This is a genomic window from Streptomyces sp. PA03-6a (genome assembly GCF_033792765.1).
In the GTDB taxonomy this organism is placed as follows: Bacteria; Actinomycetota; Actinomycetes; order Streptomycetales; family Streptomycetaceae; genus Actinacidiphila.
The window spans coordinates 35,842-62,177 of the sequence record NZ_JARAVK010000016.1; the positions used below are offsets into that span (position 1 = coordinate 35,842).

At 72.1% G+C, this 26,336-nt stretch carries 25 protein-coding genes and 1 tRNA gene; 7 read left to right on the forward strand and 19 right to left on the reverse strand.

What is annotated here, in order from left to right:
• Positions 1-190 precede the first annotated feature (190 nt).
• Together PV350_RS06510 and PV350_RS06515 are read right to left on the reverse strand one after the other, a co-directional pair.
• On the reverse strand, positions 191-607 hold the full coding sequence (locus PV350_RS06510; protein ID WP_499512207.1) for a VOC family protein: 417 nt from the start codon (positions 605-607) through the stop codon (positions 191-193).
• 61 nt (positions 608-668) lie between these two features.
• Entirely contained in the window at positions 669-1,106 is a 438-nt protein-coding gene (locus tag PV350_RS06515) for a helix-turn-helix transcriptional regulator (RefSeq protein ID WP_499516856.1), read from the reverse strand.
• 175 nt (positions 1,107-1,281) lie between these two features.
• Between PV350_RS06515 and PV350_RS06520 the strand changes: the two genes are divergently transcribed.
• Both PV350_RS06520 and PV350_RS06525 read left to right on the forward strand, forming a co-directional pair.
• Positions 1,282-2,502 carry an acetyl-CoA C-acetyltransferase gene (locus PV350_RS06520; RefSeq protein ID WP_500333106.1) on the forward strand — a complete coding sequence of 407 codons (1,221 nt, stop codon included), beginning with the start codon at positions 1,282-1,284 and terminating at the stop codon, positions 2,500-2,502.
• Positions 2,503-2,752: 250 nt separating this feature from the next.
• The gene (locus tag PV350_RS06525; protein ID WP_500333107.1) at positions 2,753-3,565 is read left to right on the forward strand and encodes a hypothetical protein; all 813 of its coding nucleotides are present in this window, start codon (positions 2,753-2,755) and stop codon (positions 3,563-3,565) included.
• A gap of 15 nt (positions 3,566-3,580) precedes the next feature.
• On the opposite strand, the gene PV350_RS06530 is transcribed toward PV350_RS06525, so the two are convergent.
• On the reverse strand, positions 3,581-3,904 hold the full coding sequence (locus tag PV350_RS06530) for a hypothetical protein (protein ID WP_499512210.1): 324 nt from the start codon (positions 3,902-3,904) through the stop codon (positions 3,581-3,583).
• Positions 3,905-4,010: 106 nt separating this feature from the next.
• On the opposite strand from PV350_RS06530, the gene PV350_RS06535 reads away from it, so the two are divergent.
• Entirely contained in the window at positions 4,011-4,241 is a 231-nt protein-coding gene (locus PV350_RS06535) for a DUF4287 domain-containing protein (RefSeq protein WP_319161564.1), read from the forward strand.
• Between the two features lie 85 nt (positions 4,242-4,326).
• Here the strand turns inward: PV350_RS06535 and PV350_RS06540 are convergent, their stop codons facing one another.
• From PV350_RS06540 to PV350_RS06555, 4 genes are all read right to left on the reverse strand, one after another.
• Positions 4,327-5,190, reverse strand: coding sequence for a Bax inhibitor-1/YccA family protein (locus PV350_RS06540; protein ID WP_499512211.1), 864 nt, complete (start codon positions 5,188-5,190; stop codon positions 4,327-4,329).
• A gap of 219 nt (positions 5,191-5,409) precedes the next feature.
• A complete protein-coding gene (locus PV350_RS06545) occupies positions 5,410-6,705 on the reverse strand; it encodes an alkaline phosphatase (RefSeq protein ID WP_500333108.1) in 1,296 nt (431 codons plus the stop codon).
• 271 nt (positions 6,706-6,976) lie between these two features.
• Positions 6,977-8,488 carry a metallophosphoesterase family protein gene (locus PV350_RS06550; protein ID WP_499512213.1) on the reverse strand — a complete coding sequence of 504 codons (1,512 nt, stop codon included), beginning with the start codon at positions 8,486-8,488 and terminating at the stop codon, positions 6,977-6,979.
• A gap of 53 nt (positions 8,489-8,541) precedes the next feature.
• The gene (locus PV350_RS06555) at positions 8,542-8,937 is read right to left on the reverse strand and encodes a VOC family protein (protein ID WP_500328661.1); all 396 of its coding nucleotides are present in this window, start codon (positions 8,935-8,937) and stop codon (positions 8,542-8,544) included.
• Positions 8,938-9,053: 116 nt separating this feature from the next.
• Between PV350_RS06555 and PV350_RS06560 the strand changes: the two genes are divergently transcribed.
• Both PV350_RS06560 and PV350_RS06565 read left to right on the forward strand, forming a co-directional pair.
• Positions 9,054-9,986, forward strand: a complete 933-nt coding sequence (locus tag PV350_RS06560; protein WP_499512215.1) for a LysR family transcriptional regulator — start codon at positions 9,054-9,056, stop codon at positions 9,984-9,986.
• Positions 9,987-10,017: 31 nt separating this feature from the next.
• Positions 10,018-10,884, forward strand: coding sequence for an AraC family transcriptional regulator (locus tag PV350_RS06565; protein WP_500333109.1), 867 nt, complete (start codon positions 10,018-10,020; stop codon positions 10,882-10,884).
• Between the two features lie 37 nt (positions 10,885-10,921).
• Here the strand turns inward: PV350_RS06565 and PV350_RS06570 are convergent.
• Positions 10,922-11,004 (reverse strand) — tRNA-Leu (locus PV350_RS06570).
• Positions 11,005-11,320: 316 nt separating this feature from the next.
• On the opposite strand from PV350_RS06570, the gene PV350_RS06575 reads away from it, so the two are divergent.
• Together PV350_RS06575 and PV350_RS06580 are read left to right on the forward strand one after the other, a co-directional pair.
• Positions 11,321-12,139: an ABC transporter ATP-binding protein gene (locus PV350_RS06575; RefSeq protein ID WP_499512217.1), complete on the forward strand. Its 819-nt coding sequence runs from the start codon at positions 11,321-11,323 to the stop codon at positions 12,137-12,139.
• A 45-nt stretch (positions 12,140-12,184) separates the two neighbouring features.
• Positions 12,185-14,686 (forward strand): ABC transporter permease, encoded by a 2,502-nt coding sequence (locus PV350_RS06580; protein ID WP_499512218.1) that lies wholly within the window; start codon positions 12,185-12,187, stop codon positions 14,684-14,686.
• Positions 14,687-14,744: 58 nt separating this feature from the next.
• On the opposite strand, the gene PV350_RS06585 is transcribed toward PV350_RS06580, so the two are convergent.
• The 11 genes from PV350_RS06585 to PV350_RS06635 form a co-directional block, all read right to left on the reverse strand.
• Positions 14,745-16,070, reverse strand: a complete 1,326-nt coding sequence (locus PV350_RS06585) for a class I SAM-dependent methyltransferase (RefSeq protein WP_499512219.1) — start codon at positions 16,068-16,070, stop codon at positions 14,745-14,747.
• Positions 16,071-16,267: 197 nt separating this feature from the next.
• Complete coding sequence (locus PV350_RS06590) at positions 16,268-17,635, reverse strand: NAD(P)/FAD-dependent oxidoreductase (RefSeq protein WP_500333110.1); 1,368 nt, start codon at positions 17,633-17,635, stop codon at positions 16,268-16,270.
• Positions 17,636-17,999: 364 nt separating this feature from the next.
• Positions 18,000-18,941: a Ppx/GppA phosphatase family protein gene (locus PV350_RS06595; RefSeq protein WP_500333111.1), complete on the reverse strand. Its 942-nt coding sequence runs from the start codon at positions 18,939-18,941 to the stop codon at positions 18,000-18,002.
• Positions 18,938-19,486 carry a DUF501 domain-containing protein gene (locus tag PV350_RS06600; RefSeq protein WP_499512222.1) on the reverse strand — a complete coding sequence of 183 codons (549 nt, stop codon included), beginning with the start codon at positions 19,484-19,486 and terminating at the stop codon, positions 18,938-18,940. The genes PV350_RS06595 and PV350_RS06600 overlap by 4 nt, the downstream gene beginning before the upstream one ends.
• A 30-nt stretch (positions 19,487-19,516) precedes the next feature.
• Positions 19,517-20,020 carry an FtsB family cell division protein gene (locus tag PV350_RS06605; protein ID WP_500333112.1) on the reverse strand — a complete coding sequence of 168 codons (504 nt, stop codon included), beginning with the start codon at positions 20,018-20,020 and terminating at the stop codon, positions 19,517-19,519.
• 83 nt (positions 20,021-20,103) lie between these two features.
• On the reverse strand, positions 20,104-21,384 hold the full coding sequence (gene eno, locus PV350_RS06610) for a phosphopyruvate hydratase (RefSeq protein ID WP_499516857.1): 1,281 nt from the start codon (positions 21,382-21,384) through the stop codon (positions 20,104-20,106).
• A 182-nt stretch (positions 21,385-21,566) separates the two neighbouring features.
• A complete protein-coding gene (locus PV350_RS06615) occupies positions 21,567-22,577 on the reverse strand; it encodes a transglycosylase family protein (protein ID WP_500333113.1) in 1,011 nt (336 codons plus the stop codon).
• Between the two features lie 117 nt (positions 22,578-22,694).
• Positions 22,695-23,960 (reverse strand): cytochrome P450 family protein, encoded by a 1,266-nt coding sequence (locus PV350_RS06620; RefSeq protein WP_499512225.1) that lies wholly within the window; start codon positions 23,958-23,960, stop codon positions 22,695-22,697.
• Positions 23,953-24,654 (reverse strand): endonuclease V, encoded by a 702-nt coding sequence (locus tag PV350_RS06625; RefSeq protein WP_499512226.1) that lies wholly within the window; start codon positions 24,652-24,654, stop codon positions 23,953-23,955. Before PV350_RS06625 ends, PV350_RS06620 begins: the two co-directional genes overlap by 8 nt.
• A 45-nt stretch (positions 24,655-24,699) precedes the next feature.
• Positions 24,700-25,221, reverse strand: coding sequence for a DUF6479 family protein (locus tag PV350_RS06630; protein ID WP_499512227.1), 522 nt, complete (start codon positions 25,219-25,221; stop codon positions 24,700-24,702).
• Positions 25,222-25,285: 64 nt separating this feature from the next.
• Complete coding sequence (locus tag PV350_RS06635; RefSeq protein WP_499512228.1) at positions 25,286-26,311, reverse strand: nucleoside triphosphate pyrophosphohydrolase; 1,026 nt, start codon at positions 26,309-26,311, stop codon at positions 25,286-25,288.
• Between the last annotated feature and the right edge of the window lie 25 nt (positions 26,312-26,336).

A 26,336-nucleotide genomic window follows, 5' to 3' on the forward strand; every position in this document is an offset into this window, starting at 1 on the left:
GCGCCCGCGGCGGGGGCTGTCTCCCATCCACCCGCGAGGGCACCCGTCGGGGACCGCCGCCGTCCGCTCGCCGCAGGGGGTCAACCCCCGCGCGGCGCGGGCCCCCGGGGGCGACGGTACGCGCCGCACGGCACCCCGCACCTACGTCCGCCGCCGTCTGCTCCGGCGACCGTGACACCCGGAACCGGCGTCAGCCGGCCTTGCGCTGGTTGAAGCGGAGCAGGTTGCCGGAGGGGTCGCGGAAGGCGCAGTCACGGACGCCGTAGGGCTGGTCCATGGGCTCCTGGAGTACCTCGCCGCCCGCGTCGCGGATGCGCTCGAAGGTGGCGTCGACGTCACTGGTGGCGAAGATGACCCCGCGCAGCATGCCCTTGGCCAGCAGCTCGCTCATGGCCTGCTTGTCCGCGTCGGAGGCGCCCGGGTCCGCCAGGGGCGGTTCGAGCACGATCTCCACGCCCGGCTGGTCGGGCGAGCCGACCGTCACCCAGCGCATGCCCTCGAAGCCGACGTCGTTGCGGACCTCCAGGCCGAGGACGTCGCGGTAGAAGGGCAGCGCCTTGTCGTGGTCGTCGACGGCGATGAAGCACTGTGACAGCGTGATGTCCATGCGGACCACGCTAGGCCCTCTCGTCAAAGTCCCGCCTGCCCCGCGCTCCGGGCGGCCGGCGTTACTTTGACGACAGGGCCTGGGCCCGCGCCGCGGTCTTCGCTTCCTTGTTCCTGACCGGCCTGGTGTACCGCTTCGCGATGCACGCCGGGATGGGTGCGCCCGGCTCGTGGTCGCGGGCGCGGTAGGCGCTCGGGGTCTCGCCCACGAGTTCGGTGAAGCGCGAGCTGAAGGAGCCGAGCGAGGTGCAGCCGACCGCGAAGCAGACCTCCGTGACCGTGAGGTCGCCGCGTCGCAGCAGGGCCTTGGCGCGTTCGATCCGGCGCGTCATGAGGTAGCTGTACGGGGACTCGCCGAACGCGGCCCGGAAGCTGCGCGAGAAGTGGCCGGGGGACATCAGCGCCGCGCGGGCCAGTGCGGTGACGTCGAGGGGCTCCGCGTAGTCGCGGTCCATCGCGTCACGGGCGCGCCGCAGCCGTACCAGGTCGTCCGGATTCACCACGTCAGCATCGCACGGGGGGCGCGTTCGCCACGAGGATGCGCCATCATGGACTAAGCAAGCGCTCAGAAAGAGGTCCGCGTCACAGCCCCCAGGCCGTGACTCCCTCCGCTACGTACAGGTAACTTCCCAGAGAGTCCCAGCCGTACCCCCGCCGCCTCGTCGAGGAGTCGCGATGCCCGAAGCCGTGATCGTCTCTGCCGCCCGCTCCCCCATCGGCCGGGCCGTCAAGGGGTCCCTGAAGGACCTGCGTCCCGACGACCTGACCGCCACGATCATCCAGGCGGCCCTCGCCAAGGTGCCGCAGCTCGACCCGCGCGAGATCGACGACCTGATGCTGGGCTGCGGCCTGCCCGGCGGCGAGCAGGGTCACAACCTGGGCCGGATCGTGGCCGTGCAGATGGGCATGGACCACCTCCCGGGCTGCACGGTCACGCGTTACTGCTCCTCCTCGCTGCAGACGACCCGGATGGCGCTGCACGCCATCAAGGCGGGCGAGGGCGACGTCTTCATCTCGGCCGGCGTCGAGACCGTGTCCCGCTTCGTCAACGGCAGCTCCGACGGCATGCCCGGCACCCACAACCCGCTCTTCGCCGACGCCGAGGCCCGCACCGCGGCCCGCGCCGCGCAGGGTGGGGGAGAGTGGCACGACCCGCGCGAGGACGGGCTGGTCCCGGACGCGTACATCGCGATGGGCCAGACCGCCGAGAACCTGGCGGCCCTCAAGGGCGTCACCCGTGCCGACCAGGACGAGTTCGGCGTCCGCTCGCAGAACCTGGCCGAGGAGGCCATCAAGAACGGCTTCTGGGAGCGCGAGATCACCCCGGTGACGCTGCCCGACGGCACGGTCGTCGCCAAGGACGACGGCCCGCGCGCCGGGGTCACCCTGGAGGCCGTGCAGGGCCTGAAGCCGGTCTTCCGCCCCGACGGCACCGTGACCGCCGGCAACTGCTGCCCGCTGAACGACGGCGCCGCGGCGCTGGTCGTCATGAGCGACACCAAGGCGCGCGAGCTCGGCATCACCCCGCTCGCCCGGGTGGTCTCCACCGGCGTCTCCGGCCTCTCCCCCGAGATCATGGGCCACGGCCCGGTCGAGGCGTCCCGCCAGGCACTCAAGCGTGCCGGGCTGACCATCGACGACATCGACCTGGTCGAGATCAACGAGGCCTTCGCGGCGCAGGTCATCCCCTCCTACCGGGACCTGGGCGTCGACATCGACCGGCTCAACGTCAACGGCGGTGCGATCGCCGTCGGTCACCCCTTCGGCATGACGGGTGCCCGCATCACCACCACGCTGATCAACTCGCTCCAGTGGCACGACAAGCAGTTCGGCCTGGAGACCATGTGCGTCGGCGGCGGTCAGGGCATGGCCATGGTCATCGAGCGCCTGTCGTAACGGGCCCCGCGGGCCCTTCCCGGTCCTCGGACGTACGTTCGAGACACAAGTCGCAATCGAACCGCCCCCTGGATGTGACCTAATCCCGGGGGCGGTCGTTTAGGCAGGTCAGAGGCGTGCCACCGGTACGGGGCGAGACTTTGTACCCTCCCATTTCGTGACGTTCCGCACTGCAGAGGCCATGGATTCCGGTGCAGAGTGGTGGTGTACAGGGGGCCAGGCTCGGGAAAGCACAGTCGGGAGTACGCCAGTGAGCGCCATGTTCCTCGTCCTGCTGACGGGCGCGGCAACCGCCGTGGCCGCCGGCTCCGCCGCGCTGTTCGCCACACGCGGCGTACGTCGTGACGTCGCGGCCCTGCGCGCGGACCTGGCCGAGGCCCGTGCCGGGCGGGCGGCCGGGGTTCCCGCCGCACGCACCACTCCGGACGCCGAGGCCATCCGCACCGCCGTCGCCGACGCGCTCGCCGACGAGCGGGAGCGCGAACTGGCCGAGGCACGTGCCTTCTGGGCCGCTCAGGAAGCCCCTCTCGGCTACGGGACGGGCGAGTCCGGCGAGGCCCTCGTGGACCCGCAGCTCGACGCCCAGCTCTTCGGCGGCCAGGGGGCCGGCCCGGTCCCGGGCGTCGCCGGCGCCGACTACGAGGTACTGCCGTACGGCCCGTTCCTGCCCCGCCAGGCCGACCTCGCGGGCCTGGAGCCCGGTGGCCCGGCGCCCTTCCGGCACCCCTCCGACGCCGAGTTCGGCGTCCCGGCACCGGTCGTGGCCAACCAGGAGCAGACCGCCGAGCGCCTGTCCGAACTCGCGGACCTGCGGATGCCGCTCGCCGACGTCCGTCCCGGCCCGCTCGGCACGCTCGACGTGTACGTCTTCGCCGACGGCACCACGCTCTGCATGACCCCGGGCGACCGGGACACCGCCGACCGCCTCTGCGACGCCCTGGACCAGGGCGAGTCCCCGATACTGCTGGGCGGCTCCGCCGTCGCCGGCGGCTACGCGCTGACCTTCACCTACGGCGAGGAGTCCGTCTACGTGCTCGCCGACCGGGTGGTCGCCTCGCTGTAGCCCGTCCTGCCCGTCCTACGGACCGCACCGCGCGGCCGTGTCCCCGATCCGGGACACGGCCGCGTCGCGTACGTGCGCCAGTTCCGGATGCGGTTCCAGGGCGGCGGCCAGGTCGTGGGCGGCCACGGAGATCTGGTCGCCGATCACGAAGACCCCCTCGTCCGGCACCGGCAGCGGTTCCCGCCCGGGGAACTCGATCCGCTGTGCCATCGCGGCCAGTTCACGGGCGAGTTCCAGGCCCGCCCGGGCCACCTCGCCACGGAGCCGGCTCTGCGGCAGGGAGCGGTAACGCGCCGCCAGGAGTCCGGCGGCGTCGCGGAGCGTCGTACAGTCCAGCACCACGCGAGCCTACCGGTGCGTACACACAACCGAGTGCGTTGCACTGTTGCCAACGGTCGACGGCTCAGGCACGGTGGGGTGACCGGAACGCATACCGGAGGCGCCGATGTCACAGACCTTCTCGGAAGAGACCCACCGGAACCTGCTCTCCCACATCCCCCACTGCACCGGCCGCGAGATCGGCGAATGGCTTCGCACGGTCGACGACGGGCCCGCTTTCCTCCGCTTCGAAGAGAAAGTCAGCTGGCTCCGCAGCGAGCACGACCTGTCCTACGGACACGCCAAGGCCATCGTCCACGAATACGACCTGAGGCGGGCCGCGCGGAGGTTCGGCTGACGCGCCTCCCCTCCCGCACATGCGAACGGGCCCCGAAAGGCATTGCCTCCGGGGCCCGTTGAATGTCCCTCGCGGGTCAGCGCACTCAGTCGTCGCCGCGCAGGATCGCGATCAGCCGCAGCATCTCCAGGTAGATCCAGACCAGGGAGAGCGTGAGCCCGAAGGCCGCCAGCCAGGACTCCTTGCGCGGAGCGCCGTACTGGATGCCGTCCTCGATCTGCTTGAAGTCCAGCGACAGGAAGAACGCGCCCAGCGCGATCCCGATGATGCCGACCACGATGCCGAGCCCACCGCTGCGCAGGCCGAGGCCGTCACCGCCGCCGATCATCGCGGCGATCAGGTTGACGAACGTCAGGATGACGAAGCCGATGGCGATCGCCATGCCGATGCGGGTGTAGCGGGCGGTGACCCGGATCAGGCGGGTGCGGTACGCCACCAGCATGCCGACGAAGACCGCCATGGTCCCCAGCACGGCCTGGAGCGGGATGCCCGGCCACATGAAGTTGAGGATCTTGCTCCAGATGCCGAGGAAGACACCCTCGAAGACCGCGTAGCCGAGGATCAGCGCGGGCGAGGCCTCACGCTTGAACGACTGGATCAGGCCCAGGACCAGGGCCACGAGCGAGGCGCCGATCGCCAGGCCGTAGCTCTTCTCCGAGACCGGCAGCACGAACCACGCCACGAGCGCGCCGAGCACCACGGTGCCCAGGGTCATGGCGGTGCGCATGACGACGTCGTCCATCGTCATCCGGCCGGTCTGCACGGGGGCGCCCGGCGGGGCCTGGTACGTGGTGTCGTAGGGGTTGCTGCCCGCGTACGGGTTCGTGCCCGCGTAGGGGTTGCCGCCCGTCTGGGGGACGCCCTGCGTCTGCGGCTGACCGCCGAAGCCCGCGTAGCCCTCCCCGCGGGAGAACCCACGCCGCGAGAAGACCGGGTTGCTGCTCCTCATCTGTCACTCCTCCATGGCCGCGCGATACGGCTTCGCACCAAGAGTAATGGTATGGCAAAGCGGGTCGCCTACGCCTCAAGGAGGATCTTTTGCGGCCCGCGCACCATGCCTGTCACCACGGCTTTCCCCGTCCCCGCGGCGCCACACCGCCGGGGAGGAACGGCGGGTGCCGGGGAGGGGACGTCCCCTCCCCGGCACCCGCCGCACGTGGATCCTCGCTCAGCGACGCGTCGCCAGGATCTGGCTCAGCACGTCGTGCACGTAGGTGTTGGCGTGCTTGCCGGTGAAGCGGTCCGCGAGCGGGCCGGCCGCGGTGACGGGGACGTCCACAGCGGTGTGACCGGAGGTGGTCCAGTCGATGTAGAACGACTTGTCGCTGCCGCGGATGCTGAACGGACCGTCCTCGGCGGAGATGCCGTCGCCGGACTCGTCGGCGGAGTCGGCCTCCTCCACGGCCAGGCCGCCGGTCTCGTGGTCACCGGTGACGACCAGCAGGGTGTCGGGGTGGGTCGCCACGTAGGCGCGGGCCACCGCGACGGCCTTCTCCAGCTCCTGCATGGACTGCAGGACGCGGGCGCCGTTGTTGGAGTGCGCGAACTCGTCCACGCCCTCCTCCTCGACCATGAGGAAGAAGCCCTTCTTGTTCTTGTCCAGCGTGCTGAGGGCCTTGCTGGTCATGGTGGACAGGCCGACCACCGGGTTGTACACGTCGCCCTGGCCCTCGGGACGCTGCTGGAACATCTCCTCGTTGGCGAAGAGACCGAGGAGCTTGCCGCCCTTGGCGCGGCTCAGCTGGTCCGCGCTGGAGACGTAGGAGTAGCCGGCCTTCTGGGCCTTCTTGATCAGGTCACCCTTGGTGCCCTTGCTCGCCTCGGACGTGTCCTCGGCGGGCTTGTCCTGGAAGGCGCCGGGGCTGCCCGCGGGCAGCCACCAGTCCTCGCCACCGCCCAGGATGACGTCGGGCTTGCTGACCTCGATGTACTGGCGGGCGATCTCGTCCTGCGCCGACCGGTTGGCCGTGCTGGAGAAGAAGGCGGCCGGGGACGCGTCGGTGACCTGCGCGGTCGTGACCAGGCCGGTGGCCTTGCCGGCGGCCTTGGCCTGCTGGCCCAGGGTGGCCAGCGGGTTGCCGTCCACGTCGACGCTGATCGCGCCGTTGTAGGTCTTCTCACCGGTCGCCCACGCGGTCGCGGCCGCGGCGGAGTCGGTGACGACGGCCTTCGGGTCGTCCGGCTCGGTGGTCAGCTGACCCGAGTAGGGGAGCTTGTCCATCGCGAGCTGACCGCTCAGACCGGTCAGGTGCAGGCGCGCGGCCTGCCGGGCGGCGGCACCCATGCCGTCGCCGTTGATGAAGATGACGTTCTTCGCAGCCGGGGCCTTGCCCTTGCTTGCGGTCTGCGGGGCCGTGGCCGACGCACCCAGCGTCGGGCTGACCACCATGGTCACGACCGCGGCGGCGGCCGCAGCCGCCACGGGCGCGGCGTACCGCCGGGCCCTGCGAACACCCTCGGACACAACGACCTCCGTTGCTCACTGCTTGCCATTGCTTGGCTGTGAACTTAGGAGCCTTAGGGGGAAGGTTGACTAAGCGCAGATGTCCAGAACGCGACGGGACCTTCAGGTGACGGTAAAAGCCTAGGCCCGGACTTGTCCGTACAGGTGGTCGCGGCGCCTCCGTCCGCGGGCCGCCCCGCACCGCCGCATCCGGCGCGTTCGTGCAGATCACCGCCGTCGCGGGGCATCGTGATGCGCGCAGCGGGAAGGGCCGGGGAAAGGACCCCGGCGTTCACGTACCGTTCGCGTACGGCAAGGGGACGGTGAAGTCGTCCTCGACCGGCGGGTCCAGTTCGTGCGCCAGCAGGCCGGTGGCGGCGAAGCACCGCACGCGGACGGCGGCCGGGCTGACGTCCAGCCGCAGGAAGCTCTTGAAGAACGGCGGGCTGTACGTCGCCGAGCCCGGGGAGAGCAGACGGGTGAGCACCCGGCGGACGGGCAGGCGCAGCCGGCGCCTGCGGTCCGGCCGGGGCGGAGCACCCAGGACGCTCGCGACGAAGCGGGTCCGCCAGGTCACGCGGGCGCCGGTGGCCCGGGTGGCCGGGATGCCGAGGCGCCGGGCGAGGACCGCGGACGCCTCGTCCGGGGTCAGGTCGAACAGGCGGCGCAGGTGGAGCCGGCGGCCGTAGAGCCGGCTGTAGAAGGCGAGGGAGTCGCCGCGCATCGGGTAGCAGCGGAAGCGGTCCTCGGTGACGCCGCCGACCGCCACCCGGGGGATCGTGTGGGTGGCGTGCATGAAGGCGCCCCCGCCGCCGGAGACGACGTACTCGATCCTCCGGCCGTCCACGTCCACCGGGTAGCGCTGGTAGTTGTGGATGTCCCCGCCGATCACGGCGACGAAGTTGCGCTCCGGGTCGCGGACGACCTCGTCGACCGTGCCGCCGCCCTCGATGGCGCAGGGGTGGTGCTCGCCGTCCACGTAGATCGGGGAACCGGTGACGAGGATCTTGGGGCGGGGCCCCAGGGAGACCCGGCGCAGCCACTCGCCCTGCTCCCTGTCGATGTCGCCGAGCAGCCCCGTGTCGATGCCTATGATCCGTATCGGCCCCGAGTCGATCGCCCAGTACGGGCCGGGCTGGGAGGCCGTCTGCGAGGGCGCGGAGCGCAGCCGCCGGGCCTCGTCGAGCCGGGCGTCGTCCGGCACGTCGGGCTTCGCCCACAGCAGGGTGCGCCACCAGGCCCGGGTCAACCGGCGGGGGCGCGGCGCGGGCGGCAGGGCGGGGGCGCGGCAGAAGACCCGCATGAAGCCGTTGAGCCCGTCGTACCAGTCGTGGTTCCCGGGGATGGCGTAGACGGGGGCGTCGTAGTCCCGGTAGGGCCGGAAGAACTTCGTGTCGTACTCGTCGGCGCTGCCGACGGGGTAGAGGACGTCGCTGCAGATCACGGCGTAGCGCGTGCCGGCGCCCGCCTTGAGCATCCCGGGGACGACGGCGTACTGCGGGTCGTCGCCCTCGCCGGTGTCGCCGAGGAGGAGGAAGGAGAAGGTGTCGGGGTCGTCCCGCTCGATCACCAGGTCCGTGCCGGACGCCCCTCGCTCCAGCTGGCCGTTGACCCAGCGCTGCCGGTCCCGGCCGGTCGGGTCGCCGAACAGCGAGGCGAGCGGGCCGTTGCGGGCCTTCCACAGGGTCACCGGGTCCAGCCACGACAGGTTGACCACCCGGGCCGGCATCAACTCCCGGTAGGCGCCGGGCTGCTGGCTCTCCCAGCCGGCGCCGGCCAGGGATTCACGCGAGGAGTCGGACACGGGCGCACTGTAGCAACCGGGCCGGGCGCCGAAGGCGGCGCCCGGAGCCGCGCTCAATCCTGCGCGTCCTGCGGGTACCAGCGCAGTTCGACCGTGTTGCCGTCCGGGTCCTCGACGTAGGTCGACAGGGCCGAGCCGCGCGCGCCGAACCTCCGCACGTTGGCCTCCAGCACCGTGAACACCCCGGACGCGACGACCTCTTCCCAGTCCAGCGGTTCCACGGTGAGGCAGATGTGGTCGACGTTGGACTCGCCGCGGGGCCCGGCGACCAGGTCGATGATGGTCTCCCGGGTGACCCGCACCGACGGGAACGGGGCCTTCCCCGCGCGCCATTCGTCGACGCGCACCGGTTCAAGCCCGAGCGGTCCGGTGTAGAAGGCCAGGGACCGCTCGACGTCGGCGACGTTGAGGACCAGGTGGTCGAAGGCCTTCACGCGCAGCACGGTCATGTCTCCTCCAGAGGTGGTGTGCCGTGGACGTCCTCCACGATCCGCCGGGGGGCCGCCGCCATCAAGGCATGATCACCGTACGATCGTTGAGCGGAGTTCAACGCCGAGGGGGAAGCGTGCTGGAGCGGGTGGAGATCGAGGCCTTCCTCACCCTCGCCGAGGAGCTGCACTTCGGCCGGACCGCCGAGCGCCTGGGGGTCACCACCGGGCGGGTCAGCCAGGTGGTGGGCAAGCTGGAACGCAGCATCGGCTGCCCGCTCTTCGAGCGGAACAGCCGCAGCGTCCGGATCACCCCGGTCGGCAGGAGGCTCGCGGACGACCTGCTCCCCCTCGTCGCCGGGATGGAGGAGGCGCTGCGCAGGGCCGCCGACGCCGGCCGCGGCATCACCGGCGCACTGCGCGTGGCCTTCCTCGGCGAGGGCACGGCGCCCACGCTGCTGAGGGTGGTCCGCCTGTTCTCCGAGCGCCATCCCGACTGCCGGGTGGACGTGCGCGAGGTCCAGCTGGCCACCTCCCGGGCGAGCCTGCTGGACGGTTCCGTCGACGTGCTCCTGGCCTCCTTCCCCTTCGACGGGATGGTCCGCGGACCGGTGCTGCTCAGGGAGCGCCGGGTGCTCGCGGTGGCCGCGGGGCACCCGGCGGCCGGCCGGGAGTCGGTGTCGCTCGAGGTGCTCGCGGACCACCCCGTGGTGCAGTACCCGGAGGTGACCTCGGTGGCCTTCAAGCGGGACCGCACCCCGGAGCGCACCCCGTCGGGCCGCCCGGTCCCGAAGGGGCCGTCCGGGGGGTCGTTCTCCGAGATGCTCACCCTGGTGGCGCTGGGCCGGGGCGTCCTCCCCGTCGGGGAGCACGCACGCCGCTACTACCCCCGGCCGGACCTCGCCTACGTCCCCCTCCACGACGCACCGCCCATCGAGCGTGGTCTGGTGTGGCGGCACGGCAACACCACGGCCCGGGTCCGGGCGTTCGCCCGTGCGGCGGCGGACGTCGCTGCCACCCGACCCGACCGGGCACAGGATGTCGGGTCCGGCGGGGTGCCCGACGCCTAGCGTGGGTCGTGGAAGAGGAAGGGGACCGGGAGTGCTGGAACGTCTCAACCAGGCCCTGGAGCACATCGAGCGCCATCTCGACGGGCAGGTCGACGTGGCCGCGCTGGCACGTGTCGCGGGCACCTCGGAGTACCACCTGCGCCGGATGTTCTCCGCGCTCGCGGGCATGCCGCTCTCGGAGTACGTACGGCGCCGCCGGCTGACCGTCGCCGGCGCGGAGGTGCTCGCGGGGCCCGCGACGCTGCTGGAGGTCGCGGTGCGCTACGGGTACGGATCGGGCGAGGCCTTCGCCCGGGCGTTCCGCGCCGTGCACGGGGTCGGACCGGGCGAGGCCCGGCGCACCGGCGCCGCGCTGGTCTCCCAGCCCCGGTTGGCCTTCCGCCTCACCGTCGAAGGGAGCAGCAGCATGCGTTACCGCGTCGTGGACAGGCCGGACTTCAGGGTCGTCGGGCTCAAGGCCCGGGTCCCCCTGGTGCACTCGGGGCCGAACCAGGCGATCGTCGACTTCGTCCGCGGGATCGACCCGCGGCTCGTGGCACGTCTGGAGGAGCTGTCGGACCAGGAACCGCGGGGGGTCGTCGCGGTCTGCGACGACCTGGACCCGAGTCGCGCCGAAGGCACCTTCCTCGACTACCACCAGGGGGTGATCACCTCGGCGGCCGCGCCCGACGGCACCACGGTCCTCCCCGTCCCCGCGGGCACCTGGGCGGTCTTCACCACCTCCGGGCCGGCGCCGCAGGCCATCCAGGAGCTGTGGCGGGACGTGTTCACCCAGTGGTTCCCCTCCAACCCGTACCGCAGCCGCCCCGGCCCCGAGATCCTGCGCGCCCGTCCTTCCGCGGACGGGACCGAGGCGGAGGCCGAACTGTGGCTCCCGGTGGAACGCGAACGGGGCTGAGAACGTGGCGGTGGTGTCACGCCGGTGAGGAAGTGAGTGCCCGGAACCGGATTCGAACCGGTACGCCCGCAAGGGGCAGCGAGGTTTAAGCTCGCCGTGTCTGCATTCCACCATCCGGGCGTGGCGGTGCGAGAGCGCAGTACGAGCCTATCCGGCGGGGTGGGTGGAACAGGGCCCAGGATTCGTCATGTTGTCTGATTTTAAGGCTGACTGACGGACCATCAGATACGTTCCGCCCGGAGGAAAGCACAGGCCCGGGGCGGTCCGGGCGGCGGACCGCGCCCGCTGCATATGACGCGAAATCGCTTCCACCCGGGGGCGGGATGTCGGGGTCCCCGTCATCCCCAAGTAGGACGCGGGGGTCCGCGTGTACCTCTCGGGACTGCCTGCAGAACCACGATGTGGACGGATCCCGGCGACGTCTCCCGTCGGGACGATGGAGGGGTCCGATCGACTCCCCCCGTCCCGACAGGAGCAGCGTGCCGTGACCACCACCACCGCACACCCCACCGCCACGGCCACGGCCGCCCGCGCCACCGACCTGAGCAAGGTCTACGGGGAGGGCGAGACCCGGGTCGTCGCGCTTGACGCGGTGACGGTCGAGTTCCGCGCCGGCGAGTACACCGCGATCATGGGGCCCTCGGGCTCGGGCAAGTCCACGCTGATGCACTGCATGGCGGGCCTGGACACCGTCTCGTCCGGCTCGGCGCGGATCGGCGACACCGAGCTGTCCTCGCTGAAGGACAAGCAGCTCACCAAGCTCCGCCGGGACAAGATCGGCTTCGTCTTCCAGGCGTTCAACCTGCTGCCGACGCTCACCGCCGCGGAGAACATCACGCTCCCGATGGACATCGCCGGCCGCAGGACCGACAAGCAGTGGCTGGACCGGGTCGTCGAGACGGTCGGACTGTCCGGGCGGCTGTCGCACCGGCCGTCCCAGCTGTCCGGCGGACAGCAGCAGCGGGTCGCCGTCGCCCGGGCACTGGCCAGCCGGCCCGAGATCATCTTCGCCGACGAGCCGACCGGCAACCTCGACTCCCGTTCCGGCGCGGAGATCCTCGGCTTCCTCCGCAACTCCGTCAAGGAGCTCGGCCAGACGGTCGTCATGGTCACCCACGACCCGGTCGCCGCCTCCTACGCCGACCGCGTGGTCTTCCTCGCCGACGGGCGGATCGTCGACGAGCTGCACGGCCCGACCGCGGACACGGTGCTGGAGCGCATGAAGCGCTTCGACGCCAAGGGCCGTACCAGCTGATCCGCGCCGCCGACCACGAGCCACGACCGAGAGACAAGCCCTGACATGTTCCGTACCGCCCTGCGCAACGTGCTCGCGCACAAGGCCAGACTGCTGATGACCGTGCTCGCCGTGATGCTCGGCGTCGCCTTCGTCTCCGGCACCCTGGTGTTCACCGACACCATCGGCAATGCCCTCCGCAAGGCCTCCGCGAGGAGCTACTCCGACGTCTCGGTCGCCGTCACCTACGGGGACGCCGACCACCCGCTCCCCCAGCGGCTGGTGGACGAGATCGGCCGGCTGCCCGGCACCGCGTCCACCACCGCGACCGTCACCGGCTTCACCGCGATCGCCGGCAAGGACGGCCGGCTGGTCGGCGACGGCTGGTCCACCCGCGGCGGCAACTACGCCGGTGCGGACCGCTATCCGATCCGCGAGGGACGCGCCCCGCGGACCTCCTCCGAGATCGCGCTGGACTCCAAGACCGCCGAGCGGACGGGCTACGCCGTCGGCGACACCGTCCGGATGTCCATCGACGGCCCGGTGATGCGGCAGAAGGTGACCGGCGTCTTCTCCACCGACGACGGCAACGTCGCCGCGGGCGGCAGCCTGGTGCTCTTCGACACGGCCACGGCCCAGAAGCTCTTCGGCAAGCCGGGCACGTACGAGGAGATCGACGTCAAGGCGGCGCCGGGCACCGCGCAGGCCGCGCTCAGGGCCGAGATCGAGAAGCTGCTGCCGCGCCACGCCAAGGACGCCACCGCGACCACCGGGCAGAAACTGGCGGACGACGAGGCCCGGCAGATCGCCTCCGACCTCAGCAACTTCAACACCACCCTGCTCAGCTTCGCCGGCATCGCGCTCTTCGTCGGCATTTTCATCATCGCCAACACCTTCACCATGCTCGTCGCCCAGCGCACCAAGGAACTCGCACTGCTGCGCGCGGTCGGGGCCAGCCGCCGGCAGGTGACGCGGTCGGTGCTGGTCGAGGCCCTCGTGGTGGGCGTGGTGGCCGGTGCCACCGGGTTCCTGCTGGGCATCGGCATCGCGGCCGTCATGCGGGCGGCGCTCGGCTCGGCCGGGGCGGAACTGCCCGAGGGCGCCCTGTCCGTACAGCCCGGCACGGCCGGGGCTGCGCTCGCCGTCGGTGTGGGCGTCACCATGCTCGCCGCATGGCTGCCGGCCCGCCGGGCCGCCAAGATCCCGCCGGTCGCGGCGATGAGCAGCGTGCACGCCCCGGCCACCGTCAAGGGCCTGCTCCTGCGCAACACCCTGGGCGCGCTGCTGTCGGCGGCCGGTGTGGTCCTGGTCCTGGCCGGCTCGGGGATGAAGGACAACGGCAACATGGTCCTGGGCGGCGGCGCCGGGCTGCTGCTGATCGGCGTCTTCGTCCTCACGCCGCTGCTGTCCCGGCCGGTGGTCGCCGCGGCCGCGCCGCTGCTGCGGCCCTTCGGGGTCACGGGCAAGCTCGCCCGGCAGAACTCGGTGCGCAACCCGCGGCGCACCGCCGCCACCGCGTCGGCCCTGATGATCGGTCTCACCCTGATCACCGCCCTCACGGTGGTGGCCATCTCGGTCAAGACCACCGTGGACGAACTGGCCGCCGCCCACCTGAAGGCCGACTACCAGATCACGATGGCCACCGGCCGGAACCTCTCCCCCGAGGTGGCCGAGAAGGTCGCCGGCACCGACGGCGTCAGCGACTCCAGCGCGGTGCGCGACGCGCACACCGAACTGGGCGGCGAGGACGAGTGGGTCACCGGCGTCGACGCGCCGCAGATCGGGCGGCTGCTCACCTTCGACTTCACCCACGGCTCCCTGGCCGCGGTGCACGGCGACTCCGTCGTCGTGGACTCCGACACCGCCGAGCGGCGCGGCTGGCACACCGGGCAGAGCCTGCCGGTGCGCTACGACGACGGCACCAAGGGGCGGTTGACGATCGGCGGCGTCTACGAGGGCGGCGACCTGATCAACGGCGTGATCATGGACAACGCCACGGTCACCCCGCACACCCCCGAGGCAGGGGACATGCGGGTGCTGGTGCGGATGGCCGGCGGCGCCGACGAGGCCAACCAGGACGCGCTGGTGGAGGCGCTCGGCGAGAACCCGGTGATCAAGGTCCAGGACAAGGCGGCCATCTCCCGCGAGCTCAGTTCCACGATCGACCTGATGCTGAACATCCTCTACGGGCTGCTCGCGATGGCCGTGCTGGTCGCGGTGCTGGGTGTGATCAACACGCTGGCGATGTCGGTCTTCGAGCGCAAGCACGAGATCGGCATGCTGCGCGCGATCGGCCTGGACCGTGCCGCGGTCAAGCGGATGATCCGGCTGGAGTCCCTGGTGATCTCGCTGTTCGGCGCGGTGCTGGGCCTCGGGCTCGGGGTGTTCCTCGCCTGGGCCGTCGGCGGGCTGATCAAGCCCCAGCTGCCGAGCTATGCGATGACGCTGCCCTGGGACAGGATCGGGGTGTTCCTGGCGATGGCCGCCCTGGTGGGCGTCCTGGCCGCGCTGTGGCCGGCCCGTAGGGCGGCCAGGCTGAACATGCTGGAGGCCATCAAGGCCGAGTAGCGGAACGGCGGGAGGCGCCCGAGGGGCGGAGGCCGCGACGGCCTCCGCCCCCGGCGCGTCAGTCCTGCCGGCCCGGGCCCAGCCAGTCGGCCCGGGTGCGGGGCATCCCGGAGCCGCCGTCCTTGGTCGGACGGACGGCGAGCACCTGGTTGACGCCGATGCGGTTCTGCTCGAAGGAGAGCGCGGAGGCCGCCATGTACAGCCGCCAGACACGGGCGCGGCCGGCTCCGGCGAGGCGGACGGCCTCCGGCCAGTGCGCCTCCAGGTTGGCGACCCACTGCCGCAGGGTCAGGGCGTAGTGCTCGCGGATCGCCTCCACGTCCCGTACCTCGAGCCCGGCCTCCTCCAGCCGGGAGACGGTGGAGCCGACCGGGGCCAGCTCGCCGTCGGGGAAGACGTACCGGTCGATGAACTCGTCGACGTGATAGGCCTCTTCATCGGCCCAGGGGCGGCGGCCGATCTGGTGGTTGAGCAGCCGGCCGCCGGGCCGCAGGAGCCCGTACAGCACCCCGGCGTACTGCCGGTAGCGCTCGCGGCCCACGTGCTCGGCCATGCCGATCGAGGAGATGGCGTCGTACGGCCCGTCGTCGACCGCCCGGTAGTCCTGCACGCGGATGTCGATCCGGTCGGCGAGGCCGGCGTCGGCGACCCGCTTGCGCGCGGAGGAGGCCTGCTCGGTGGAGAGCGTGACGCCGGTGGCGTGGACGCCGTAGTGCTCGGCGGCGTGCATCACCATGGAGCCCCAGCCGCAGCCGACGTCCAGCAGCCGTTGCCCGGGCCGCAGTTCCAGCTTGCGGCAGATCAGGTCGAGCTTGGCCCGCTGGGCGTCCTCCAGGGTCGCGTCGGGCCCCTCCCAGTAGGCGCACGAGTAGACCATGGACGGGCCGAGCACCAGCCCGTAGAAGTCGTTGCCGACGTCGTAGTGATGGCTGATCGCCTGCCGGTCGCGGACCGGGCTGTGCAGCACCCCGGAGCGCCGGCGGACCTCCTCCGGCGGCGGGGGCGGCGGCAGTCCTGGGCCGGCGAGGGCGAGGGCCTCCCGGGCCAGCCGGTAGGTCTCGGGGTCGCGCGCGAGCCCGAGCAGACGGCGCGGTGACGCCCCGTCGTCCTCGGTGGGGCGATCCCAGACGAGCCCGGAGAGCCGGTCCAGCGCCTCGTACAGGTCGCCCTCGACGTCGAGTTCACCGGCCACCCAGGCGCGCACCAGGCCGAGCTCGCCGGGCTTCCACAGCAGCCGGCGCAACGCCCGGCGGTGCCGCACGACCAGCGTCGGGGCGTCGGGCGGTCCGGTCTCGCTGCCGTCCCACGCACGGATGCGCAGCGGGAGGGGAACGCCGAGCGCCTGCTCGGCGAGAGCGGTCAGTCGTCCGGCCGCATCGGCCATGGCGGGTACCTCCGTGCCTCCATGAAGACGGGTCCACTGGGCTGGGAAACGGATGCGGGATACACCGACATTCCCGCACTACCGCTTCTTTACCTCTACCCATCTCATGTCCTGTGCCCCGGGGCCAGGGACACGGGCACGGCGAAGGGCGCCCGCCCCACGGATGGCGGACGCCCTTCGGCCGGACTGCTACCTGCTCAGGCCTTGGCCTTGGTGGCCTCGGCGGCGACCGCCGCGGCCGGGACCGGCCTGGCGGCCTCGTAGAACTCCTCGCGCGGGTTCTCGATGGCGCCGAGCGAGACGACCTCGCGCTTGAGGAACATCGCCAGCGTCCAGTCCGCGAGGACCCGGATCTTGCGGTTGAAGGTCGGGACCGCCATGCCGTGGTAGCCACGGTGCATGTACCAGGCCAGACGGCCCTTGAACTTCAGCTTGAGCTTGCCGAAGCGGATGAGGGCGACGCCCTTGTGCAGGCCGAGGCCGGCCACCGCGCCCTTGTTGGCGTGCTTGTACTCCTTCTGCGGGAAGCCCCGCATGCCGGACACCACGTTGTCGCCGAGCACCTTGGCCTGGCGCAGCGCGTGCTGGGCGTTCGGCGGGCACCAGGCGCCGGGGCCGGAGGCCAGGTCGGGGACCTGGGCGTTGTCACCGGCGGACCAGATGTAGTCGGTGCCCTGGACCTGGAGCGTCGGGGCGGTGTCCACGTGGCCGCGCGGGCCGAGCGGGAGGCCGTACCGGGCGAGCGCCGGGTTGGGCTTGACGCCCGCGGTCCAGACGATGGTGGAGGCGTCGACCTCCAGGCCGTTGGCGAGCACCACGTGCTTGTCGACGCAGGAGCTCATGGAGGTGCCGAGGTAGACCTCGATGCCACGCTCGCGCAGGTGCTCCAGACCCCAGGTGCCCAGCTCCGGGCCGACCTCGGGGAGGATCTTGTCGGCGGCGTCGACGAGGATGAAGCGCATGTCCTCGCGCTTGACGTTGGTGTAGTACTTGGCCGCGTCGCGGGCCATGTCCTCGACCTCGCCGATCGTCTCGGCGCCGGCGAAGCCGCCGCCGACGAAGACGAAGGTGAGCGCCTTGCGGCGGACGTCCTCGTCGTTGGTGGAGTCGGCCTTGTCGAGCTGCTCCAGCACGTGGTTGCGCAGGCCGATGGCCTCCTCGACGCCCTTCATGCCGATGCCGTGCTCGGCGAGGCCGGGGATCGGGAAGGTGCGGGAGACGGCGCCGAGCGCGACCACCAGGTAGTCGAAGGGCAGTTCGTAGGTCTCGCCCACGAGCGGCTCGACGACCGCGACCTTGCGGTCCTGGTCGATGGTGGTGACCCGGCCGGTGAGGACCTCCGCCTTGGGGAGCACGCGGCGCAGCGGCACCACGACGTGGCGGGGAGAGATGCTGCCGGCGGCGGCCTCCGGCAGGAACGGCTGGTACGTCATGTACGAGCGCGGGTCGACGACGGTCACCGTCGCTTCCGCGTAACGCATCTTCTTGAGGATGCGCCGCGCCGCGTACAGGCCGACGTACCCTCCGCCTACTACGAGGATCCTGGGACGCTCCGTGGTGCTCATGCTTCGAGTATTCACCACGCCCCAGGGGGTACCTCGTGAGCCCCTTCACAAGGTTTGCGGTGCCCTCTGCTACACTGCGCCGCTTCGTGACCAGGGCCACAGCACCCAGGGGGAACCCGGTGGGTGCCGCGGGCGTTGAGCGCCCCGTCCGACCAGCGGCGATCGGCATCCGGGGGCACCCCGCCACCGTCCCGCAACACCGCCGAAACACGGGCGCACCAAGGGTTTTGGAGGGCTCGCGGGGTCCCGGCCCCGGAAAGTTGGGCCGTCCGGCGGGAACTTTCATGTGAAGAAATTCACGAACTTTGTGGGGCGGGCGTGTCACGCCCGCCCCCAAGGTCCGCTCAGTTGGAAAAGGCCCTGCTCAGGCGATGCTCCAGGCGATCCCGTCGAGGATGTCGTGTTCGGAGACCACGACCTCCCGGGCGCCTGTGCGCTCCATGATCCGCAGCAGCACCAGGGCACCCGCGCCGATCACGTCGACCCGTCCCGGGTGCATCACCGGGATCGCGGCGCGTTCGGCGTGCGTGGCGGCCAGCAGGCGCGCGCTGATCTCCCGCACCGTCCCGACCGGGACGCGGGAGTGGTGGATGGCGGCCCAGTCGTACTCGGGCAGGTCCAGCGCGATCGCGGCGACCGTGGTGACGGACCCGGCCAGGCCGACGAGGGTGCGGGCCTCGCGCAGCGGGACGGTCCGCTCGGCGAGGTCGAGGGCGGCGTCGATGTCCCGCGTCATGGCGGCGATCTGCGCGGCGGTGGGCGGGTCGGTGACCACGCCGTCGCGGACCAGGTGGCGCTCGGTCATCCGCACGCAGCCGACGTCGACCGAACGTGCGGCCGTGACGTGGCGGTCGCCGACGACGAACTCGGTGGAGCCGCCGCCGATGTCCACGACCAGGAAGGGCCGTTCCAGGTCCGTACGTCCGGTCAGTTCCTTGGTGGCGCCGGTGAAGGAGAACTCCGCCTCCTGGTCGCCGGTGATCACCTCGGGCTCCACGCCGAGGATGTCCACCACGCCGCGCACGAAGTCGTCCCGGTTGGCGGCGTCACGGGAGGCGGAGGTGGCCACGAAACGGACCTTGCGCGCCCCCAGTTCCCCGATCACGCCCGCGTACTCGCGGCAGGCCGCGAAGGTGCGCTCCAGGGCCTCGGGGGCGAGCCGGCCGGTGCGGTCCACGTCCTGGCCGAGCCGGACGATGGTCATCCGGCGGTCCAGGTCCTTGATCTCACCCGTCGCGGGGTCCGCGTCCGCGACGAGCAGGCGGATGGAGTTGGTACCGCAGTCGATGGCGGCGACCCGGGTCACCGGTCCTCGCCCTCCTCCTGCCCGGCGGCGCCGCACGGGCTCACGCACGGGCCCTTGCGCCACCACTCGGGCAGCATCGCGATCGTCTCGTCGCCCAGCGGGTTCACCCCGGGGCCGGCCGCGAGGGAGTGGCCCACCAGGACGTGCAGGCACTTCACCCGGTCCGGCATGCCGCCGGCGCTGGGGAAGCCCTGCAGGACCTCGATGGCGTCCCGGCGGGCGATGTAGTCCTCGTGCGCGGCGCGGTAGGCGGCGGCCAGCTCCTCGTCCTGCGCGAGGCGGGCCGTCATCTCCTTCATGACGCCCTCGGCCTCGAGGGTGCCGATCGCCGAGGCGGCGCGCGGGCAGGTCAGGTAGTACAGCGTCGGGAACGGCGTCCCGTCCTCCAGGCGCGGCGCCGTCTCCACCACGTCGGGGTTGCCGCAGGGGCAGCGGTGCGCGATGGCCCGCAGGCCGCGCGGCGGACGGCCGAGCTGCTCCTTGAAGGCGGCGATGTCCGCCTCGGTGGGCGGGGCGTGCTCGGTCTGCGGCGGGGGCTTTTCCATGCCTGGGCGTGTCTCTCTCAGGGGCTTGCGTCAACGATGTGCTGCGGTGGCGGCGGCGTCCGCGTGGTCGACGCCGTCCCACAGGTTCGCGTACCAGGGGCGGCGGGCCGCGCTGTCGCTGCGGCGGGCGCCGGAGTCCTCGGGAGCCGCGGTCCCGGTGGGCTCCACCACCGTATACGCCGTCTCGCCCGGCAGTACGTAGTGCAGCCGGGCCCGGGCCTGCGCCTTGACGTACTCCGGGTCCTGCCAGCGGGCCTTCTCCTCCCGCAGCTCGTCCACCCGCTTGCGCGCCTGCTCGGCCTGCTTGCGCTGGTCGGCGATCTGCGAGCGCTGCGCCACGTACTGGCGCATGGGGTAGGCGAGGGCGACGACCAGGGCGCAGACGACCAGCGCCAGCAGCGCGGCCCGGCCGGTCAGCCGGTTGCGGCCACGGGGCAGCGCGGGTCGCGGGCGGCCGGCCGCGCGGTAGACGCGGGCCTGCGCCTGTGCCCCGAGGGCACGGATGCGCGTCGCGGTGGAGAAGCGATCCGGCACGTGCACCTCCGGTGGGGTTCGGGTGGCCCTTGCTGGCGCACGGTGCCGCCCGCCGCGGACGCGGCGGGCGGCACCGGACGGGGTCAGCCCTTGAAGCGGGGGAACGCGGAGCGGCCGGCGTACACCGCGGCGTCGTCGAGGATCTCCTCGATGCGCAGCAGCTGGTTGTACTTGGCGACGCGCTCGCTGCGCGCGGGGGCGCCGGTCTTGATCTGGCCGCAGTTGGTGGCGACGGCGAGGTCGGCGATGGTGACGTCCTCGGTCTCGCCGGAGCGGTGCGACATCATGCACTTGTAGCCGTTGCGCTGGGCCAGCTCGACCGCGTCGAGGGTCTCGGTCAGCGAACCGATCTGGTTGACCTTGACCAGGAGCGCGTTGGCGGTGTCGCTGTCGATGCCGCGCTGCAGACGCTCGGGGTTGGTGACGAACAGGTCGTCGCCGACCAGCTGGACCTTGTCACCGAGCTCCTCGGTGATGGTCTTCCAGCCGTCCCAGTCCTCCTCGTTCAGCGGGTCCTCGATGGAGACCAGCGGGTACGCCGCCACCAGCTCGGCGTAGTACGCGGTCATCTCGGCCGCCGACAGGGACTTGCCCTCGAAGGAGTAGCTGCCGTCCTTGTAGAACTCGGAGGCGGCCACGTCGAGCGCGAGCGCGATGTCCTGGCCGGGCTGGTAGCCGGCCTTCTTGATGGCCTCGACGATCAGGTCGAGGGCGTCGCGGTTGCTCGGCAGGTTCGGCGCGAAGCCGCCCTCGTCGCCGAGGCCGGTGGACAGGCCGCGCTCCTTCAGGACCGCCTTGAGGGTGTGGTAGACCTCGGCGCCCCAGCGCAGGGCCTCGGAGAAGGACTCCGCACCCACGGGTGCGATCATGAACTCCTGGATGTCCACGTTGGAGTCGGCGTGCGAGCCGCCGTTCAGGATGTTCATCATCGGGACCGGCAGCACGTGGGCGTTCGGGCCGCCCAGGTAGCGGAAGAGCGGCAGGTCGGAGGCCTCGGAGGCGGCGTGGGCCACGGCCAGCGAGACACCGAGGATGGCGTTGGCGCCGAGGGAGGACTTGTCCGGGGTGGCGTCCAGGTCGAACATCGCCTGGTCGATCAGCCGCTGCTCGGTCGCGTCGTAGCCGACCAGCTCCGGGCCGATCTGCTCGATGACGGCCAGCACGGCCTTCTCCACGCCCTTGCCCTGGTAACGGCTCTTGTCACCGTCGCGGAGCTCGAGGGCCTCGAACGCACCGGTGGACGCACCGGAGGGGACGGCTGCACGGCCCGTGCTGCCGTCGTCGAGGCCGACCTCGACCTCGACGGTGGGGTTGCCTCGCGAGTCGAGGATTTCCCGGGCTACGACGACGTCGATGGACGGCACGTGGGTCTCCTTCTGGATGTCTCTTCGTTTCGGCATGAGCCTAACCGACCCGAAAAGCCCCGGCCGGGCACGCTCGGGGGATGGACGCGCCCTGCTGCGGAACGGAGGAGAAAGTTCAGCCCGATGTCAGCCGGTGTCCGCCGGGCGGGGGTGGACTCCCGGCCCGGCGGCGCGCGGCGGACTCAGCGGCCGAGGTCCAGGTACGAGCCGGGGCTGATCACGTTCGGGTCGTCGCCGATGACGTCGCGGTTCGCGTCGTACAGGCCGCGCCAGCCGCCGCCGACGTGCTGCTCCATCGCGATCTCGCAGAGCGAGTCGCCCTCCTGCACCAGGTAGCGGCTGCCGATGGTGGTCTTGGCGCTGGTGCCGCTGTCCCGGCCGGTGTCGGCCTTCTTGGTCTCCGCGCGCGTGTCGGTGGTGAGCGGGAGGACGCCCCAGGCGGCCTCCCCCTCCACGAAGTGGGCCGGCAGGCCGGCGGGGTCGCCGCTCTGCGTACCGGTCGAACCCGCGGTGTTCCCGGTGGCGGTGCCGTCGGTGGCGGTGCCGGTGCCGGTCTCCGGCTTGCGGTGCTTGCCGGTGCCCTTGCCCTTGCCCTTGTCGTCGGCGGAGGGGGTCGCGGAGGCGTCGGGACCCTCGGTCGCGTCGGCGTCCGGGGTGGCGGTGGTGTCCTCGTCGGTGCCCGGGGAGGTGGTGCCCGTGCTGTCGTCGCCGGTGGTGGTGCCGTCCCCGTCGGTGTCCTGGTCGCCGGAGCCGGTGGAGTCGCCCGTTCCCTGGCCGTCCTGGTCCTGGCCGCCGTGCAGCAGGTCGTCGAGGGCGTCGGTGAGTCCTGAGGAGTCGGCGCAGCCGGACCACGCGTCCGGGCCGAGCTCGGCGAGCATCTTCTCGGCCACGGATATCTGCTCGTTGCGGCTGGCGAGGTCCGGGCGCTCGGCGTACTGGGCGCCGCCGTACTGCTCCCAGGTCTCCTCGGTGATCTGCAGGCCGCCGAAGAACCCGTTGCCGGTGTTGGAGCTCCACAGACCGCCGCTCTCGCACATGGCGACCGCGTTCCAGGTGCTGTTGGCGTCGGCGGCGCTGGCGCCGCTCGCTGCGAAGAGGGGGAGCGTGAGGCCCGCCCCGGTCGCCGCGACCGCGACCATGGCGGTCGGGGCCTGACGCGGCTTGCGGTGTCGGCCGTTCCCGGACTTCAGCATTGCGGCATCGCCTTTCACATTCGAATACTGCGATGGCGCCCGACGGTAGTGGTCTTGGCCCATGCATCACAAGTCGGTGTCCCACGGATCACGCGAAGATCACGTTCTGACGTCCTGTCAGTCACGTTCCGGTGAGAAGGCGACCGGCAGGGTCCGCAGGCCCCGCATGATCAGGCCGCCGCGCCACCTCAGGTCGGCCGGCTCGGCGGCAAGTCGCAGGTCCGGCAGCCGGGTCAGAAGCGTCGCCAGGGCGCACTGCGCCTCCAGCCGCGCGAGGGGGGCGCCCAGGCAGTAGTGGATGCCGTGGCCGTACCCCAGGTGCTGGTTGTCGCGGCGCGACAGGTCCAGGGTGTCCGGGTCGGCGAAGCGCTCCGGATCGCGGTCGGCGGCCGCCAGGACGACCAGCACCGGATCGCCGGTGGCGACGGACTGCCCGCCGACGGTGAGGGGTTCGGTCGCGAACCGCCAGGTCGCCAGCTCCACCGGCCCGTCGTAGCGCAGCAGTTCCTCGACGGCGGTGGCGAGCGGCTCGCGCTCGCCGCGGGCGAGGGAGTCCTGGAGCCGCCGCCGCTGCTCGGGGTGGCGCAGCAGGGTGTAGGTGCCGTTGCCGATGAGGTTGACGGTCGTCTCGAAGCCCGCGAAGAGCAGGATGAAGGCCATCGCGGCGGCCTCGTTCTCGGTGAGGTGCTCACCGTGGTCGCTCGCCCGGATCAGTCCGGAGATCAGGTCGTCGCCGAGCTCCGAGCGCTTGCGGTGGATCAGTTCCAGCAGGTAGGCCCGCATCTTCTTCACCGAGCGGGCCACTCCCCCGCGCGGCCCGCCGCCGTGCCGGATCATCATGCCCGCCCAGTCGCGGAAGTCGTCCTGGTCCTCGGCGGGGACGCCCAGCAGGTCGCAGATGGCGTAGATCGGCAGCGGGAACGCGAACTCATGGATGAGATCCGCCTCGCCCTTGGCGGCGAAACCGTCGATCAGGCGGTCGGTCAGCTCCTGCACCCGCGGCGCGAACTCCGCCACCCGGCGCGGGGTGAAGGCCTTGGAGACCAGGCGCCGCAGCCGGGTGTGGTCGGGCGGATCGATGTTGAGCAGGTGCGTCATCAGGTCGGCGCTGCGCTCGCCCGGGATGCCCACCTTGCCCTTGGCGTGGGCGCGTTCGGAGTGGTGGACGGGGTTCTTGCTGAGCCGTGCGTCGGCGAGCGCCTGCTTGGCGTCCGCGTACCGGGTGACCAGCCAGGCCTCCACCCCGCTGGGCAGGGTCGTGCGGTGCACCGGGGAGTGCTCGCGCAGCCAGGCGTACGCGGGGTACGGATCGGTCGCGAACTGCCAGGTGAACAGCTCGGGGGCGGCCGGGATGCCGGGGTCGGGGGTCACGCTCTCATGCACCCCATGACGTTAGCCGGTCGCGGCTGAGCCGGTCGGCGAGCCTGGTCGTCTCCGGGAGGCGGTAGGAGGGGGCCAGGGCGAGCACATGACGGCAGGCGGTGTCCAGGTCGACGCCGTGGCCGGTCGAGACGTAGACCGGCTTCACCCCGGCCTGGGTCCGCAGCACCCGGCCCACCGTCTCACCCGCGTCCACCAGCGGTGCGGTCGATCCCCGGGCGTCGCCGAGCGCGGCCGGGTCCCAGGTGCCGACGAAGGGCGTCTTCGCCACCCCCGCCGCCGGCAGGCCGGTGACCACGCCCAGGTGGCAGGCGAGCCCGAAGCGCCGCGGGTGCGCCAGCCCCTGGCCGTCGCAGAGCAGCAGGTCGGGCGTGACGGAGAGCTTCTCCAGCGCGTCGATCAGCACGGGCAGCTCGCGGAAGGCGAAGAGCCCGGGGACGTATGGGAACGTGGCCCGGGCGGTCGCCGTGACCTGCTCGACGGGGGCCAGCGTCGCGGTGTCGAGCACGACGACGGCGGCGGCGACGGTGTCGCCCTCGACACCGTGACCGCCGCCGTAGGCGACGTCCAGTCCGGCCACGTACCGCGGCCGCTGCGGGCCCGGCCCGCGGTGGTCCGCCAGCGGACGGAGCCGGTCCTGCAGGGCCCGGGCCTCCGCCTCGTCGCGCGGCCACGCGTGCCCTACGTCGATGCGCATGGCCGCCAGCCTAGAGCGGCCACGGCCGGGCCCGGCGGCCGCGGCTCAGTGCTCCTCCTTGCCGCCTTCCTCCTGTCCCGGCCCGGAACGGGTCGGTGCGCCTCTGGGAGCGGCGCCCGGGGACCCGCCCGCGGTGCCGGCGGGGGTGCGGGTGCCGCCCTCGGGGCTGCGGGTGCCCGCGGGGCCGCGGGTGGCGCCCTCGGGGCCGGGCACGCCGTGGGAGCCCCAGTTGCCGAAGCCCTTCAGGGAGTGCGGGAGGCGCCGGACGCCGTCCTGCGGCCATTCGTCCGGCTCCCGCCATTCGGTGAGCGTGTGCCGCTCACCGTCCTGGTGGCCGGGGCCGTGGTCGGCCGGGGTCTCGCGGCCGTACTCCTGGCGGGTGTGCCACGCCCCGCCACGGGGCTGCGGTTTCTGCTCGGGGGGCGGTTCCTTGCCCCGGGCCCACATCCCGATCGACACCGCGCCGACCAGGATCCCGACCAGGAAAATGCCCACTACCAGCGGCGCGATGCCGACGATGTAGTCGTGCGGCACGGCCAGCTGGATCTGTTCCAGTGCTCGCATCATATGACCCATTTACCCGATCTGCCCCAACTCACTCGGGACAGCGGGGATGACCCGGAACGGAGGGTCAGCCCTGCTTCTCGGCCTCCCGCTCCCCGGCCTCCGGCTTCCCGGCCCCGGGCTTCTCGGCCTCCAGGATCGCGTCCCGGTAGCGGCGCGCGGCGGCGCGCAGGGCGGACTCCGGGTCGATGCCGGCCTCCTGGGCGGCGAGCGCGAGCGCCAGCAGGCGCTCACCGGTGTCGGCGGCGTCCTGGCCGGGGACGGCCACGGACAGGCCCGCCTGGCGGGCCCGGGAACCGAGCTTGGCGGCGAGGGCGAGCGCGGGCTGGCCGAGGGGGATGCCCTCGGTGACCGAGCCGCGCCGCTTCTCCTCGGCCTTGGTGCGCAGCCAGTGCTCGCGGACGTCCTCCGGCGTCTCGGCGACCTCGTCGCCGAAGACGTGCGGGTGCCGGTGGATCAGCTTCTCCACGATGGTGGCGGCGACGTCGTCGATCGAGAACGGCTCCTCCGGGTCGTCCTGGGCGATCCGCGCGTGGAAGACGACCTGCAGCAGCACGTCGCCGAGTTCCTCGCGCAGGGCCTCCCGGTCGCCCTCCTCGGCGGCCTCGGCGAGCTCGTAGACCTCCTCGATGCCGTACTTCACCAGTTCCTGGGTGGTACGGACGCTGCTCCAGGGGCACTCGCGGCGGATCCGGTCCATCACCTGCACCAGGTCGAGCAGCCGCGCGCCCGGCAGGTCGTAGGACCCGGGCAGCAGCTCCAGGTCCGGCATGCGGACCCGGCCGGAGCCGCCGAGCCGGGCGAGCTCGTCGGTGACGCCGCGGTCGCCCTCGCCGCCGGCCAGGTAGACCACGGTGCGGCCGCCCTCGGTGAGGTCGACCAGCTCCCGCCCGGTGGGCGCGGACGGCTCGACGGCGACCCCGGCCTCACGCAGGTACGGCAGCTGCGGGTGCCCGGGGTCGGGGCAGACGACCAGGTCGGCGGCGCGCAGCAGCTCCCAGGCGGGCCAGGAGAGCAGGCCGGGGGCGACCCGGTGGGTGGTGGTCAGCAGTACCAGGCGGCCCGGACGGGCGGAGTCATCGGAGTGGTCCACCCGACGAAACTACCTCGCCGTGCGA

Coding starts and splice junctions, on each gene's coding strand:
- PV350_RS06510 (WP_499512207.1), bottom strand. CDS start 607: ATGGACATCACGCTGTCACAGTGCTTCATCGCCGTCGACGACCACGAC.
- PV350_RS06520 (WP_500333106.1), top strand. CDS start 1,282: ATGCCCGAAGCCGTGATCGTCTCTGCCGCCCGCTCCCCCATCGGCCGG.
- PV350_RS06535 (WP_319161564.1), top strand. CDS start 4,011: ATGTCACAGACCTTCTCGGAAGAGACCCACCGGAACCTGCTCTCCCAC.
- PV350_RS06540 (WP_499512211.1), bottom strand. CDS start 5,190: ATGAGGAGCAGCAACCCGGTCTTCTCGCGGCGTGGGTTCTCCCGCGGG.
- PV350_RS06555 (WP_500328661.1), bottom strand. CDS start 8,937: ATGACCGTGCTGCGCGTGAAGGCCTTCGACCACCTGGTCCTCAACGTC.
- PV350_RS06575 (WP_499512217.1), top strand. CDS start 11,321: ATGGAGGGGTCCGATCGACTCCCCCCGTCCCGACAGGAGCAGCGTGCC.
- PV350_RS06580 (WP_499512218.1), top strand. CDS start 12,185: ATGTTCCGTACCGCCCTGCGCAACGTGCTCGCGCACAAGGCCAGACTG.
- PV350_RS06585 (WP_499512219.1), bottom strand. CDS start 16,070: ATGGCCGATGCGGCCGGACGACTGACCGCTCTCGCCGAGCAGGCGCTC.
- PV350_RS06590 (WP_500333110.1), bottom strand. CDS start 17,635: ATGAGCACCACGGAGCGTCCCAGGATCCTCGTAGTAGGCGGAGGGTAC.
- PV350_RS06600 (WP_499512222.1), bottom strand. CDS start 19,486: ATGGAAAAGCCCCCGCCGCAGACCGAGCACGCCCCGCCCACCGAGGCG.
- PV350_RS06615 (WP_500333113.1), bottom strand. CDS start 22,577: ATGCTGAAGTCCGGGAACGGCCGACACCGCAAGCCGCGTCAGGCCCCG.
- PV350_RS06625 (WP_499512226.1), bottom strand. CDS start 24,654: ATGCGCATCGACGTAGGGCACGCGTGGCCGCGCGACGAGGCGGAGGCC.
- PV350_RS06630 (WP_499512227.1), bottom strand. CDS start 25,221: ATGATGCGAGCACTGGAACAGATCCAGCTGGCCGTGCCGCACGACTAC.